This is a genomic window from Parabacteroides vesiculifaciens (genome assembly GCF_049860805.1).
Taxonomy (GTDB): domain Bacteria; phylum Bacteroidota; class Bacteroidia; order Bacteroidales; family Tannerellaceae; genus Parabacteroides.
Genome location: NZ_CP187555.1, coordinates 421,443 through 436,785 on the forward strand (window position 1 = coordinate 421,443; position 15,343 = coordinate 436,785).

A 15,343-nucleotide genomic window follows, 5' to 3' on the forward strand; every position below is an offset into this window, starting at 1 on the left:
TTTTTTATAGTAAAACGAATTCCGGATTACAATCCGATTTCAATACCAAATGTTACTGATTTTAAGTTGGGTAATGCCCAGGTAGCAGTTCCTTTGATCGGTTGTTCCGGATCAATGTTTTTGTAGGCGGCCCATGTCAGCAGGTTATTACCGGAAGCAAAAATTCTGACATTTCTCATTCCGGCTGCTTGCATCCATTTGGAAGGCAAATTGTAAGATAAAGTAACAGTCTTCAAACGAAGATGATTCGAACTTACCATATGTCTTGAACTTCCGTAACGTGCATACTGATAGCTGTTGATACGTCTGGGGACATTTGTGATATCACCCGGTTTCTGCCATCTGTCTAACTGTTGGATACCAATGGATTGGTATGGTGTTTCACCGTCAGTGTCTGTGTACAGCAATGCAGGGTCGTCCATAATGTGCCCACCCAGAGAGAATGAGAACAAAGCATTCAGATCCAATCCTTTCCAAGAAAGACTGTTTCTCCAACCTCCTGTTACCACAGGATCAGGCTTGCCAATGATAACACGCTGTGCTTGTGACGGATCTTTTGTCAGATCGCGATTGATTGTTCCGTCTTCGTTTTTTGTGTTCAGCACCCATTGTTCTTCACCTGTTTGAGGGTCTACACCTGCCCATTCACGGCTCCACCATGAATAATAAGATTCACCTTCTCTTAAGATCGTAGTTCCGTCGATAATATCTTTTCCTCCATACAGTTTGCTGACTTTGTTTCTGTTATGAGACAAAACGATACCTGTAGACCATTTTACTGCCGTTTCGTTGAATACGTCATAGTTTACGTCCAATTCCACACCGCGGTTGTTCATCGCACCAACATTTTTCAATGTGTTTTTGAAACCGGTGGTCATAGAAACCGGGACATCCTGGAGCAGGTCTTTTGTTTCACGATTATAATAATCGAATGCAATGCTTAAGCGATTAAACAATCTGGCATCAAAACCGATATTGAAGTTCTGGTTCTTTTCCCATCCCAGGTCAGGATTCGGAATTGTAGTAGGAGCAGAACCCGGCTGATCCTGATAGTTGTAACCATAACCGAACAGGCTTAGATGAGAATAGAATTTAGAGGGAAGCGTTCCGTTCACACCATAAGAAACTCTCACTTTTAAATCGTCAACGTAAGTCAGATCTTTCATAAAAGCTTCCTGGCTCAATCTCCATGCTCCGGAAACAGACCAGAAATTACCCCAACGTTTGTTAGCTCCTAATCTTGAGCTACCGTCACGACGGTAATTGGCTGATACGTAATATTTGCCATCATAATCATAATTAATACGGGAGAGTAAAGATAACAGGTGATCTTCGCTATATCCCGAAGCTGCTGTCATCGGTTCAGAGGTGTTGATCAATTCGGGAAGTTTGTCATGCGGATAGTTGGCACCAACAGCCTGAACATACTGTTCCTTTCTGTCATCCACATCCCAACCTACCAAAACATCCAGGTTATGTTTATCGGCAAATGTATTTGTATAATTCAAAACCGTTGAAGAATAAATATTATGATGCTGATACGGATATTTAATCATCAAACCTTTATAAGCTTCACCGTTATTAGAGTTCATAGGCCAATAAGTCGTTGACTGATTATCGATATAGTCATAACTTAATGTTTCTTTGATAGTCAGGCCTTCAATGATTTTATAGGAAGCCCATAAAGAATTGGAACTTCTCAACACTTCAGATGTGTTTTTATCCAATCCCTGGTCTTTAAGCGGGTTTGGAACGTTTAATGCGTCCAATGGAAAACCTTCATAGAAAGAGCCGTCTTCATTATAGATAGGGAGGTTAGGAATAGCATACCAATTCTTTACAAAATAAGCGTTTGCATAAGCTGTACCTTCAGAAGCTACTTCTGATTTTTGTTTTGAGAATGAGATATTAGCTCCCATCTGCATTTTTCCATCTTTGGACTTATGAGTCACATTCACTCTACCGGTAAAACCTTCCATACCGGTATTGTTTATCATACCATCTTCGGTTTTGTAGTTTAAAGAAGCAAAAAAGCTTGTTTGCTCACTACCACCTTGTGCCGAAAATTCATAATTCTGATTAAATGCCGTTTTTTTGAATAACGCATCTTCCCAGTTCGAATACTTGTCTCTCAAAGGGGCGAATGTATCGGCTCCATCTTGTGCATAAGCTCTTGCTTCCTCTTCGGACATATCTTTATACAGGATGCCTTCGTTGTAGTAAGCTTCATAAGTAAGTTCATGCTGCTGTTCGCCCGAAACGGTTTCTCTGTTTTTAACGGCCCAATCGGAGAATCCCCAGTTTGCTTTGAAATTAATCTGGGTTTTACCTTCTTTACCTCTCTTTGTCGTGATCAGGATAACACCATTTGCAGCACGTGAACCATATAATGAAGCAGCTGCAGCATCTTTTAATACCGTAATATTTTCAATGTCGCTTGGATTGATTGAAGACATAATATTAAAAGCTTTAGAGTCACCACTCACCCCTGATACGGCGATATCTCCAGATACAACAGGTACACCGTCGATTACATAAAGAGGTTCATTTGTTGCGTTCATTGAACCTGTACCGCGAATACGAATGCTTAAACCTGCACCCGGCTGACCGCTACTTGAATTGACTGTCAGACCAGTTGTAGCGCCTTGCAAGGCTTGTTCAAAAGATGTAACAGGAACATCTTTTAATATTTTCTCTGTATTCACAGATGATGCTGCCCCGGTAAAAGATGATTTCTTTGCAGTACCGTATGCAACAACCATAACCTCATCAAGCATCTGATTATCACTCTCCAACTTCACATATAAAGTCGGCTTAACTCCGATTTCCAAAGGCTTCATACCTACAAAGGAAATTACCAGAGTCTTTGCAGAACTTGGTACATCCAGAGAGAATGCACCATTAAAATCTGTTACCGTACCTATAGTCGTACCTTTAACAACTATAGATGCACCAATGATGGGCTCATTGTCATCCGCCGAAATAACAGTACCTGTTACTTTCGTCGTCTGAGCGTTGGCCATCCCAATACCTAATAATAGGCAGAATAAAAGGAAAGTTAACCTTTTCATAGACACACTTTTTTTGTTTAACTTATAAATAACTAATTTGCACTATCTGTTTTTTATACACACAAGCAATGTATAAATATTCCTAAGAGATCGCAAATGTAATAATAAATTTATTATAACAACTAAAAACTAATAGGATTTTATAAAAAAGGGGATGATAATTAACAATGGATCATGCTAAATCGATATTTTTGATTGAACCCTTATGGAATGTCTTAAATTTTGCCTCTTTTAAAATTATCTATTTTTAACCTCTCGTCTGAGCATCGTTTTTGGGCGATTCTAAGGGGTGAAAACATACCCTGGGTCTACGAGGGTAGAAAATAATTACAGGCTGATAAAGATTTGTGGATTTTTCTGTTGGAAATTTTAAACAGTTCATTCTTCCCGACTTCGTCAATGCGTTACTCTAATCAGGTATTGATGCCAGACAGTCCAAAAAGAAGCTTGATGGCAATGTGCTTTAGAGTAACCGCGTCAAAATCAGATCTTGAAAAAGATCAAGCCCGCTATGACAGAATAACAAAAGACAACGACATTACGATCCATGACGGAACTATCTAATTTATCGTCAATATGAGTATTTTCTATCTATTTGTATTATCTCAGGCGTTTTTACTGACACGCATATTCCTGTTTTTATGCTTTTCAGCCTGAAGTCCGCTTGTTTTTGCACTCTTTCCGGAAAATCATCTAAATGATTTTTAAAATGATCTCAATGGTTTTCCAAAATCATTGGGATATTTCAGGCAAATCATCGGGATGAAATTGAGAAATGATCTCGATGATTTTGCCGGACGAACTGAAACAAAGGGAAAAAATAGGGTAAAAAGGCTTCCAAAAGGCCTTTGAAAGCTGTTTTAACACCTCGCAGCCTTTGCTATAAAGACCTTTTGCGATTGACTTTTTGACTGGAATCCATCCTTTTTACCAACGCGTCAATTTATTCTTCTATACTATTCCGGTTTTCCGGCGACAAAAAGTAACTTTCCGGCAGCCTTGTTAACAAAATGACAATCGCAAACGCCCTCTCCTTTCCCTATTTATAACCATTAGCCCCAATGGTGGCATACAGACAATTCTCAGGATGGCAAGTCTGACATTTTGACAAATTTGAATCATTATTTAGATAGTTCAGTTTTTCTTCAAAACAAAGCTTATTGTTATCCTTGGCTTATTGTACAGTTTTCAAAAATATCCGTTGGTCTAAATCGAAACAGTAGCGCATGAAATTTGATTTTCTACCCCGTTTATTTCAAATTACCTATGCGGGTAATATTTTTTAAGAAACTGCAAATAATATAAGATACTGGATAATAAACAATTACACATATCCACAGTTTTAGAAAAGTTGTTGTATGATTTAACATTTAAAATAGGCGAATTCACTTCCTGGCAAAGCGAGCTCTCTTGTCCTTATGCTTGACGCGGTATTGCAAAAGAATAAGCCGATTCAATCAAGTGTTTGCACGGTCGGTTTAAATGTGATTCCACGTCAATCTCAAGAACGAGAAACAAGTAGAAAATAAGTCATATTTTTCTTTATGAAAGAATTTCCACTTATATCTAAAAATCCTATAAATATCAGATATATAACATATTAACAGAATAGTAATTTAATAATTCTTCCTACCTATCTTTAAAGTCAAATAGACTTAATAAGTTAATAATCAACATATTACATATGTACCAAGTTCTGCAAAGACTCTGGTTGTTTCCTTCGTGGGTATGAAGGCTCAGGAAGTTGGAGTGAAATCTGATTTGAAAATTATTTTGGAATCTGACAACCAGATGCTTGATGAAGTAATGGTCGTTGCTTATGGAACCGCGAAAAAAAGTTCTTTTACGGGATCGGCTTCTACGATTAATAATGAAAAGTTAGAACTTCGTCCTATTACGAACTTAACAAAAGGGTTAGAAGGGCAGGCTACAGGTCTGTTGACAACTTCAGGATCCGGACAGCCTGGTGAAGATGCTTCCATTGTAATCCGTGGTTATGGTTCAATTAATGCATCACAAGACCCTTTGTACGTTGTCGATGGTATTCCGTTCGATGGTTCTTTAAGTTCTATCAATCCGTCTGATATTGAGTCTATGACTGTATTGAAGGACGCTTCTGCTGGTGCTTTGTACGGTGCGCGTGGTGCGAACGGTGTCGTTATGATCACAACTAAACAGGGTAAAGAAGGAAAAGCTCAAGTAACATGGCGTTCTACTGTAGGATGGGCCTCACGTGCTATCCAGCCGTATGACATGGTCGATCAGAAAGAATTTGTGCAATTAACTTATGAAGCTCTTCGTAACGGTTATGCTTTCAACTCAGGCTATTCATGGGAACAAGCACAACAGATGGCAAGAGCTGGTCTAAGTGCCAATTTAGGAGGTGAACTATATAACCCATTTAAGAATTATACATGGGACAATTTGATCAATCCTGAAACAGGAATGGTACAAGCTGATGCTGTTTCTGCTTGGGATGAACGATGGATGGATGCAGTTCAACGAGATAATGCATTCAGACAAGAACACCAATTATCCGTAAATGGAGGTTCTGAAAAAACAAAATATATGTTTTCTCTTGGTTATCTGAATGAAGACGGTATTCTTATCAATACAGGTTTCCAACGTTACAATGCTCGTGTAAACGTTAATTCTAATGTAACAGATTGGTTTAAGGCCAATGTAAATGCTTCCTTATCTAATTCTGTACAGGATTATAGTGATTATGACGGATCTTCCACATCAAATGTATGGTATTCTGCTCAGTTTGTTTCACCATTATTCCCTGTCTATATGAAAGGATTGGATGGAAAGAATATATTAGGTGAAGATGGTAGACCTCAGTTGGACTATGGTGAAAATGGGCGTCCGGGAAGTTATACAGATTACAATCCGGTTGGCGGTTTGACTGACGACAAGTCGAATAAAAAGAATGATGTAGCGAGTCTTCGTACTGGCGTGACTTTTGGTTCGGATAAAGATAACTTCGGAATTTTCAAGGGAATTAAACTGAATGTGAATTTCGGTCTTGATTACCGTAATCAGGCACGGATGAGTTATATGAATATGTATCACGGTAACCAAGCTACAGCAGGTGGTTTGTTGACTAAGTATAATACACGTATGCAGAGTTATACTTTTAACCAACTGTTGTCATGGGACCGTTCTTTCGGATTACATTCTTTTGATGTTCTGGCCGGACATGAGTTTTATGCTTATAGTTATGAATATTTACAAGCAGGTAAGACAAATCTGGTAGACGGTATCCTTGAACTTCGTCCAGGAACAACTTTGTATGCAGCCGATTCTTATACGGACAAATATCGTATCGAATCGTGGTTAGGACGTTTCAACTATAATTATGATGAAAAATATTATTTCTCAGCATCATTGCGTACTGACGGATCTTCTCGCTTCCATAAAGACCATCGTTGGGGTACATTCTGGTCTATAGGTGGAAACTGGCGTATTTCTAAAGAAGCTTTTATGGAAGATGTTAAGTGGGTCGACAACCTGTCTTTGAAATTAAGCTATGGACAACAAGGTAATGATAATATTCTGTCTGGTGGAGTAAGTAATTATTATTTATGGCAAAGTCTGTATGATTTGGGATGGCCGAATTCTAATCAAATAGGTGGGTTGGTTTCTTCTCTGGAAAATCAAGCTGTTTCTTGGGAAAAAAATGGAAATTTGAACGTTGGTATTGAGGCTACATTATTAAATAGTCGTTTGACTGTCAATGCCGAATATTACAATCGTAAAACCGTTGACATGTTACTGAGTTATCCAATGGCTACTTCCACTGGGTTCAATGGTTACAATGCAAATGTCGGGGATATGAGAAACTCGGGTTTTGAATTTGAAGTAAGAGGTACGGCTATTAAAACAGACGATTTCACTTGGAATATAAGTTTGATGGGATCTACTGTAAAAAATAAAGTTTTGAAACTGACTAATACAGCACCTGAAATTATTAAAGGTGTTTATAGTATCAAAGAAGGTATGCCTATCAATACATTCTATATGGCTAAATCTGCAGGAGTAGATCCGGCAACAGGAGCTCAGCTTTATTGGGTGTACGACAAGGATGAGAATGGAAATATCATCAATGAACGTATTAGTGACGACTATTCGAAAGCATCAACCAGCAAATATTATTTGGGAAGTCGTATTCCGGATCTCTACGGAAGTATTGGTACTGATTTTTCTTACAAAGGTTTTGATTTATCAATCTTGACTTCTTATTCTATTGGTGGTAAGATATATGATGGCCTGTATATGGGCTCTATGAATGCTCAATATGCGACAAATACATGGAACAAACACCAGTTGCGCCGTTGGCAAAAACCAGGAGATATCACAGATGTTCCTCGTGTGGAAATCAATGGTTCTTATACAACAACAGATCGCTTTTTGGTTGATGCATCTTATTTTGCAATCAAAAATATCACATTAGGTTATTCTTTGCCTAAGGACTGGATGAGAAAAGCAAAATTGGGTAATGTCCGTGTATTTGGTTCTATTGATAATTTGGCATTATTCTCACATTTGCAAGGTATGGATCCTCAATATAGTTTCAAAGGTGAAACGGATTATTCATATGCTCCTAATAAGACTTATTCTTTTGGTGTAGAAATTAATTTCTAAAATAGAAACATTATTTTATAAGAAACAAGATGAAAAAGATATTTAAATATATGATTGTCGGTTTGGTGGCTTGTACGACTCTGTCGTCTTGCTTGGAAAGTTCTCTTGATACCAATCCGACCGATTCAATGTCCGGGAGTGGACTATTGGCAAATGCAAATGCGGCTTTAGTTCCCCTGAACGGTCTTTATCGTTCCATGTATTCAGCATGGTCTCCAACAGGAAACACGCATCAGTGCTTCGGTATCAGTGCTTACAATCTGATGGCTGATGTTATGGGAGAAGACATGATCATGGCCGCAGCTGGTAGCGGTTGGTTTTGGTACGATTGTTTGTATAACGTAAAAAGTAGATATACCACTACTACTTGGCGTCCATATGATTTATGGAATTGCTATTATACTTGGATATCTAATGCAAATTATATACTTGCAGCAGAAGAGACTATGGCTGGTACAGAAGCGGAAGTAAACTACATTATGGGGCAAGCTTACGCAATACGTGCTTATTCTTATTTTATGTTGGCGCAGAGCTTTGCCCGGACTTATAAAGGACACGAGGCTGAACCTTGTTGTCCGATCTATATCGAGCCGACAGTTGCCGGAACGGAAGGTAAACCACGTTCTACGGTACAAGAGACATATGATCAGATTATGAGTGACATCAACAAAGCAGTCGAAAAATTGAACGGTACAACTCGTAAACATATTTCACATATTGACTATACCACGGCTTTGGGCTTACAAGCTCGTATCGCATTAGTGATGGAAGATTGGGCTACAGCTAAAAAAGCGTCAGAAGATGCAATTGCGACAAGTAAATGCACGATTGCAAAAGTTTCAGAATTTAAAGGTCTGAACAATACAAGCGCATCTAATGTCATGTGGGGAGCTGAAATCATTTCTGATCAAAGCGGTATGTATGCAAGCTTGTTCTCACACATGGATGCCACAGCCGATAAATATGGAGCAACAGCCCGTAAGCAGATCAGCAAGGAACTGTATGGAAAAATAGGTACGGAAGACGAACGTCTGGTATGGTGGAATCCCAAAGATGCCAACAATAAAGATGGTGGTTATCAACAGGAAAAATTTAAGTTTTCCGATATCCAAACTTGGATGGGAGACTATGTCTGGATGCGTATTGAAGAGATGTATCTTATTGCAGCGGAGGCTGAATGCCGTTTAGGAAATGACGCCGGTGCACGTGAATACTTAATGGATTTGATGAGTAAGCGTGACGCATCTTACAACTGTGCTCAAAAATCCGGTACATCTATGGGAAAATTGACTACCGATTATACAGGTTCGCTATTGGAAGAAATTATTACACAACGCAGAATTGAACTTTGGGGTGAATTTGGGCGTATTTATGACATTCGCCGTTTGAAACAGGGATTCAAACGAACAGCAGAAATGGGTTGGCCGACTGATGCTTTGCTTGTTAATCGCAATGCAAATGACCCGGAAAGCTATATGTGGGTATTGACAATTCCCCAAACTGAGTTTGATGGAAATGTTAATATGGATCCGACAAAAGACCAAAACCCGGTAGGTGATACTAAATAAAATTTATTCACTGATTAAAAGATTAAAGCGATGAAATATATTTCAAAAATATCAACATTGATAGCTCTTCTATTAATTACACTGAGCTTTACTGCCTGTGATAGTGAACAAGAATGTGCTATATATACAGATGCTACAGATGGGGCGGCCTTTATAAATGCTTCTTTAGCCAACATTACAGTTTCACCAGTTGATCCGACTTTTACTGTAGACATTGTACGTGCAAATGCTGGTGGTGAATTAAGTGGAACTGTTGCATTGACTGCTATGGTAGATGACGAACCATTGAGTGGTTGTACCGTTTCTGGCTATACTTTTGCAGCAGGTGAAAATATGACAAAAATCACTGTAAATGTATCTCCTTTGGAAATTGGCAAAGAATTGAATGTCACATTAACATTGGATAATACAAATGAACCTATAAGTGGTAGTAATACTGTTTCAGTTACGGTTAATAAAGACTATAACTGGGTATCTTTGGGGACTGGTACATTTGCAGATGTTTTAGCTTTTACAGAAAAGCCTTATAATGTGGAAATTCAAAAAGCGGATGGCTTTGATCGTTATCGTGTAATGAAACCTTATGAACAAGGTTTGAAAAATGATGACGGTGAATGGGGAAATGCTGTAGCCGCAACTTCGTGTGACTATATTGAATTTTGGATTAAGGATGGCATCATTTATTATAATAAATTCTTTATTGGAATCAACTATGATGGGAATGCTTCAAATGCAATCTATGCTCACCATCCAAGTGATTTTGCAGGAATCAGTTTGGTAAATAATAAACAGCTTGATGACAAAACATTTCAGTTAGCTCCTTACTATTATATAGAAGCTTTACAAGGTGGATTTGATTACACAGGCGAAGGTGGTTCTATTCTTATTACTCTTCCATAAAAAGATAGAATAATATTTTTTGAGAGCCGGGTTCTATTAGTCAGAACCCGGCTCTTTTTATTTACTTACACATTGTAAGTAAATAGAGTTTTATAGATAAAGAAGCAGCTATATTTTAAAATAAATGTAGTGAGTATTGGCTTAAAAATGTGTATCGGAATCTTGCAAAATAGTTTAATCTAGATCAAAAAATCAGAAAGAAATCGGTAGAACTTCAGCGCTATTTGGGAGTATTACGGATGTAGCTATTATTTACACTAAATACCTTAATGTGTTGTATGTTAAACAAATATGCTTATTGGGTATTTAGAACGTCATCTCTTATAAATGGATGATGATTTAAAAATAAACATAGCGTAATATACTGATAATTAGAAAATTATATATTGAGTGAGTTCTGCAAAGACTCTGGTAGTTTCTTTTGTGGGTATGAAAGCCCAGGAAATCGGGGTGAAACCGAATGTAAAAGTGGTATTGGAAGGTGATAATCAGATGCTTGATGAAGTAATGGTTGTTGCCTATGGTACAGCTAAGAAAAGTGCTTTCACTGGATCTGCTGCAACAATTAAAAGCGAGAAAATTACATCTCGTCAAACTTCAAATGTCACAAATGCTTTGACAGGGCAGGTCGCTGGTGTACAGACAACGAGCAATAGCGGGCAGCCTGGTAAAGATGCCGAGATCCGGATTCGTGGTATCGGCTCTATTTCAGCTAGCAATAAGCCTTTATATGTAGTTGACGGCGTTCCTTATGACGGTGAGATTTCTGCGATCAGTACTTCTGATATCGAATCTATGACTGTATTGAAAGATGCTGCATCTAATGCGTTGTATGGTGCCCGTGGTGCTAATGGTGTCATCTTGATTACAACTAAAAAAGGTAAAAGTGGTGAAGCTCGTGTTAGTTTTGATGCTAAATGGGGTGTAAATAAACGTGGTGTGCCTAATTATGAAACGATTAATGATCCTGCGAAATTCTATGAATTGAATTATTCTTCTATTTATAATGCAGATTTGGAAGGTTATGCTGCTGCTGGTGATTTGGTAAACGCCAATGCATATGCTAATCAAGCCTTACTTTCTGGATCTTACTTAGGATATCAGGTCTATTCTGTTCCGACAGGGGAAATGTTGATCGGTATGGATGGAAAATTGAATCCTAAAGCTACACTTGGTTATTCCGATGGAACTTATTATTATACTCCGGATAATTGGTCAGATGAAATTTTCGAAAATAATGTTCGTCAGGAATATAATTTGAGTGTTAGTGGAGCTTCTGACAAAATGAACTTTTATATGTCTGCAGGTTATCTGGATGATCAAGGCATTGTTCCTAATTCCGGTTTTCAGCGTTATTCAGCCCGTTTGAAAGCTGACTATCAGGTAAAACCGTGGTTGAAAATGGGTGCTAATATTTCATTTACCCATTATGATAGCCGCGAACAGGATACAGAAGGTGGAACTTCAAACGCGAATATATTTTATGCTTCTAATATTATGGGAGCAATCTATCCGATGTATATCCGTGACGCACAGGGGAACATTATGAGTGATAATCGTGGTTTCCTGCGTTATGATTATGGAAAGAAAGGGCAAGATACAAATGGGTCTCGTAACACAATCCCTAATGCTAATCCTTTGGCTAGCTATATGTTGGACAAAATGAAATATTCTGGTGATGTAGTTAGTGGCAAATGGTTTGCCGATGTTGATATCTGGGGTGGTATTAAGGCTAAGGTAAATATTGGAGTGGATGCCAATAATGTTCGCCATACCGATATGGTGAATCCGTTCTATGGACAATATTCGGAAACGACAGGTGTCGGTGGTTTGATTTCAGTTTCTTCTCAACGTACATTTAGTGTAAATCAGCAGTATTTATTAACTTACAACAAAACGTTTAATGATGTACACAATCTGGATGTTTTAGCTGGCCATGAAAGCTATAACTATAGATTCCAATATTTATATGGTCAGCGCGAAAAACTGTATAATCCGAATGTTCCGGAATTGGATAATGGTATTTCAAATCAATACAACTCCTCTTATTCAAAAGATTATGCAACTGAAGGTTGGTTGTTCCGCGTGCAGTATGATTATGACGGGAAATATTTCGGTTCGGCTTCTTATCGTCGTGATGCTTCTTCTTGCTTCCATCCGGATAATCGTTGGGGTAACTTTTGGTCGATTGGTGCAGGTTGGTTGCTGAATAAAGAAGCTTTCCTGGAAAACCAAAGTTGGATTAATATGTTGAAGTTTAAAATCAGTTACGGTTTACAGGGTAATGATAATTTGATGTATCAGGGTGGTTTATATCGCAACTATTACCCGTATCAAGATCAGTTTACTTTGGCAAACAGTAATGGTGATTTCTCAACATCTTTGTATTATAAAGGAAATAAAGATATTACATGGGAAACTTCTCACAGTTTCAATACCGGTTTTGACTTTACGTTCTGGGGTGGTAAACTAAGTGGTTCAGCTGAATACTTTTCTCGTAAGACTACAGATATGCTCTATTTCAAACCTGTTGCAGCCTCGATGGGATATTCTCGTTTCCCGGAAAATGTTGGTTCTATGGTGAACCGCGGTGTTGAAATCGATTTGAATTCAAATATTATCGAAACAAAAGATTTTTCATGGAGTGTAAATTTGAACTTGACTCATTTCAAAAACAAAGTTTTGGAATTGGCACCTGAATTGAATGGTCAGATGATCGATGGTGGTCGTATCTATCGTGAAGATGAATCGATGTATCAGCTTTATTTACCGAAATATGCCGGTGTAAATTCTGAAACAGGGGAAAGCCAGTGGGCTCTATTGAAACCGGATGCTGATGGTAACACTGTTACGACTTCTTATTCTGCGGCAACGGAAAATCGTTTTGCGACAGGAGACATTCTTCCTAAAGTGTATGGTGGATTCGGTACAAGTTTTACGGCTTACGGTTTTGATTTGTCAATTTCATTTGCTTATCAGGTAGGTGGTCGTGTTTTGGACTACACATACCAGGAATTGATGAGCCCTGCTGCTACAGGTAGTGCCTTGCATAAAGATATGTTGAATGTATGGACTTCCGAAAACAAAAATACCAACGTCCCTCGTATGAATATAACTGATAAATATACCAACAGATTGTCTGATCGCTTTTTGACAAGTTCCGATTATCTGAGTCTGCAAAATATTACATTCGGTTATACTTTGCCGAAAAACTTGACTCGTAAATTGCAGATTGATGGTGTACGTTTATATTTCGTTGCAGACAATGTTGCATTGTTGACTGCTCGTAAGGGGCTGGATCCACGTCAAGGCTATGTTGCTTCTGATAATGTTTATTCACCGATCCGTACAATTTCAGGTGGTATTTCATTGAATTTCTAATCCATTAAATTGTTTTTGAATATGAAATTAACAAACAAATATATGATGTTCGCAACTGCCACTCTTATACTGGCATCTTGCGATTTGGATAAATATCCTGAAGGCCAATATGTCTCTGACAGTCAGAAAGAAGAAACGATCAAAGACAGACCTAACTTGATCACGGCCGAGGTAAATGCCATGGCTGCTAAATTGAATGCTTATGGAACAATTTCCGATGATGCTTCTACTTATCATAATGATTATGGAGTACCAGCTGTCTCTATGGCATTGGAATCAGGAGGACAGGATCTTGTAGCTCTGGTTACAGGATATAATTGGTTTAACACTTCCCAAAACTATTCTGACCGTGTTTATGACAGTTCTATGGATGAGCTGATCTGGAAAACTTTTTATAATCATCTGAAGGCGGCCAATAACGTATTGAGCTTGATTGATCCGGCAACAGAAGATGCTTCTCTGAAAATTTATCGTGGTCAAGCCTTGGCTGCTCGTGCATACGACTATCTGAATCTGGTTCAGATTTATCAGTTTACTTATGCCGGTCATGAAAGTGCCTTGGCTGTACCTATTGTAACCGAGAAGATGACTGACCAAGAAATGCAAAATAATCCTCGTGCTACTGTTCAGCAGGTATATGATCAAATTATGAGCGACTTGAACCAGGCTGCAGAATTGTTGGCCGGTTTTGATAATGGGGCGAATAAAGACCAATTGGATGAAGCGGTCGTATATGGCTTGCGTGCCCGTGCCAATCTGTTGATGCAGAAATGGGCGGATGCTGCAAAAGATGCAGAAAAAGCGATTGCCGGAGGAACTCCGCAATCTTTGGCAGATGTATCTACTCCGACATTTAATTCGGCTACTGCAAATTCTTGGCTTTGGGGAGTCATGATTACTCCGGATAATGATGTTGTACAGACTGGCATCATTAACTGGCCATCTCATTTATGTTCTTTTACGGGTAATGGATATACTTCTGGTGTACCTGATGGATACAGAAAAATAAATGTGGCTTTGTATGATCAGATTCCGGATACTGATATTCGTAAACAATGGTTTTTGTCTCCGGATAACACTTCTTCATTAATAGACAACGAAAAGGTAGAAGGTTATTCTGTCGTTGAGTATTTTGGTCTTGAACCGTATGTGAATACTAAATTTGGAGCTTATCAGAGTGTGTTTGGGAATACAACTAATGCTTCGGACTGGCCATTGATGCGTGTGGAAGAAATGTATCTGATTAAGGCGGAAGCTGAAGCAATGAGTGGCAATCTGGCTGCAGGTAAGTCTACATTGGAAAACTTCGTACAAGCATATCGTGACCCCTCTTTTGTTAGCAAAGCTACTTCGCCACAGCAATTTCAAGATGAGGTTTGGTTGCAACGCCGTGTGGAACTTTGGGGTGAAGGTTATTCCTTGTTCGATCTTCTGCGCTTGAAGAAGCCGGTCGTACGTAAAAATACGAATTATCATGCTTCCGTACAGTTTAATCTGGATCCGGAGTCTCAGATTATGATCTATCGTATTCCGCAATGTGAAATGGAGACCAATACTGGTATTTCTGATACAGATAATAATCCGGCAGCTTCGCAACCTACTTTATAAAAGAAGAAAGGTTTACATCTGAAAAAGGGAAAAAAGAGACGTGTTTTTTGAACACGTCTCTTTTTTTTGTCTTTGTTCCTGCCTTGATATGTTCGTCTTACGAGTGGTTTTTCTTCTATTGAAACACGAAATATAACAAACTTTTAGTTTGTCTCATACGAAACAAAG

The 15,343-nt window shown here is 38.5% G+C and carries 6 protein-coding genes; 5 read left to right on the forward strand and 1 reads right to left on the reverse strand.

Features of this window, described 5'->3' with window-relative positions:
- Positions 1 to 26: 26 nt before the first annotated feature.
- Entirely contained in the window at positions 27 to 3,071 is a 3,045-nt protein-coding gene (locus ACPYIV_RS01725) for a SusC/RagA family TonB-linked outer membrane protein (protein ID WP_293733887.1), read from the reverse strand.
- A 1,728-nt stretch (positions 3,072 to 4,799) separates the two neighbouring features.
- On the opposite strand from ACPYIV_RS01725, the gene ACPYIV_RS01730 reads away from it, so the two are divergent.
- From ACPYIV_RS01730 to ACPYIV_RS01750, 5 genes are all read left to right on the forward strand, one after another.
- On the forward strand, positions 4,800 to 7,718 hold the full coding sequence (locus tag ACPYIV_RS01730; protein WP_425885211.1) for a SusC/RagA family TonB-linked outer membrane protein: 2,919 nt from the start codon (positions 4,800 to 4,802) through the stop codon (positions 7,716 to 7,718).
- A 29-nt stretch (positions 7,719 to 7,747) separates the two neighbouring features.
- Complete coding sequence (locus ACPYIV_RS01735) at positions 7,748 to 9,286, forward strand: RagB/SusD family nutrient uptake outer membrane protein (protein WP_425885213.1); 1,539 nt, start codon at positions 7,748 to 7,750, stop codon at positions 9,284 to 9,286.
- 30 nt (positions 9,287 to 9,316) lie between these two features.
- Complete coding sequence (locus tag ACPYIV_RS01740) at positions 9,317 to 10,186, forward strand: hypothetical protein (RefSeq protein ID WP_021863017.1); 870 nt, start codon at positions 9,317 to 9,319, stop codon at positions 10,184 to 10,186.
- Positions 10,187 to 10,576: 390 nt separating this feature from the next.
- Positions 10,577 to 13,567 (forward strand): SusC/RagA family TonB-linked outer membrane protein, encoded by a 2,991-nt coding sequence (locus tag ACPYIV_RS01745; protein WP_425885216.1) that lies wholly within the window; start codon positions 10,577 to 10,579, stop codon positions 13,565 to 13,567.
- Positions 13,568 to 13,588: 21 nt separating this feature from the next.
- Positions 13,589 to 15,175: a RagB/SusD family nutrient uptake outer membrane protein gene (locus ACPYIV_RS01750; RefSeq protein WP_293733318.1), complete on the forward strand. Its 1,587-nt coding sequence runs from the start codon at positions 13,589 to 13,591 to the stop codon at positions 15,173 to 15,175.
- Positions 15,176 to 15,343 lie beyond the last annotated feature (168 nt).

Excerpts from the sequence above, each read along its gene's own strand:
- ACPYIV_RS01725 (WP_293733887.1), bottom strand. The coding sequence starts at position 3,071 with ATGAAAAGGTTAACTTTCCTTTTATTCTGCCTATTATTAGGTATTGGG.
- ACPYIV_RS01730 (WP_425885211.1), top strand. The coding sequence starts at position 4,800 with ATGAAGGCTCAGGAAGTTGGAGTGAAATCTGATTTGAAAATTATTTTG.
- ACPYIV_RS01735 (WP_425885213.1), top strand. The coding sequence starts at position 7,748 with ATGAAAAAGATATTTAAATATATGATTGTCGGTTTGGTGGCTTGTACG.
- ACPYIV_RS01740 (WP_021863017.1), top strand. The coding sequence starts at position 9,317 with ATGAAATATATTTCAAAAATATCAACATTGATAGCTCTTCTATTAATT.
- ACPYIV_RS01750 (WP_293733318.1), top strand. The coding sequence starts at position 13,589 with ATGAAATTAACAAACAAATATATGATGTTCGCAACTGCCACTCTTATA.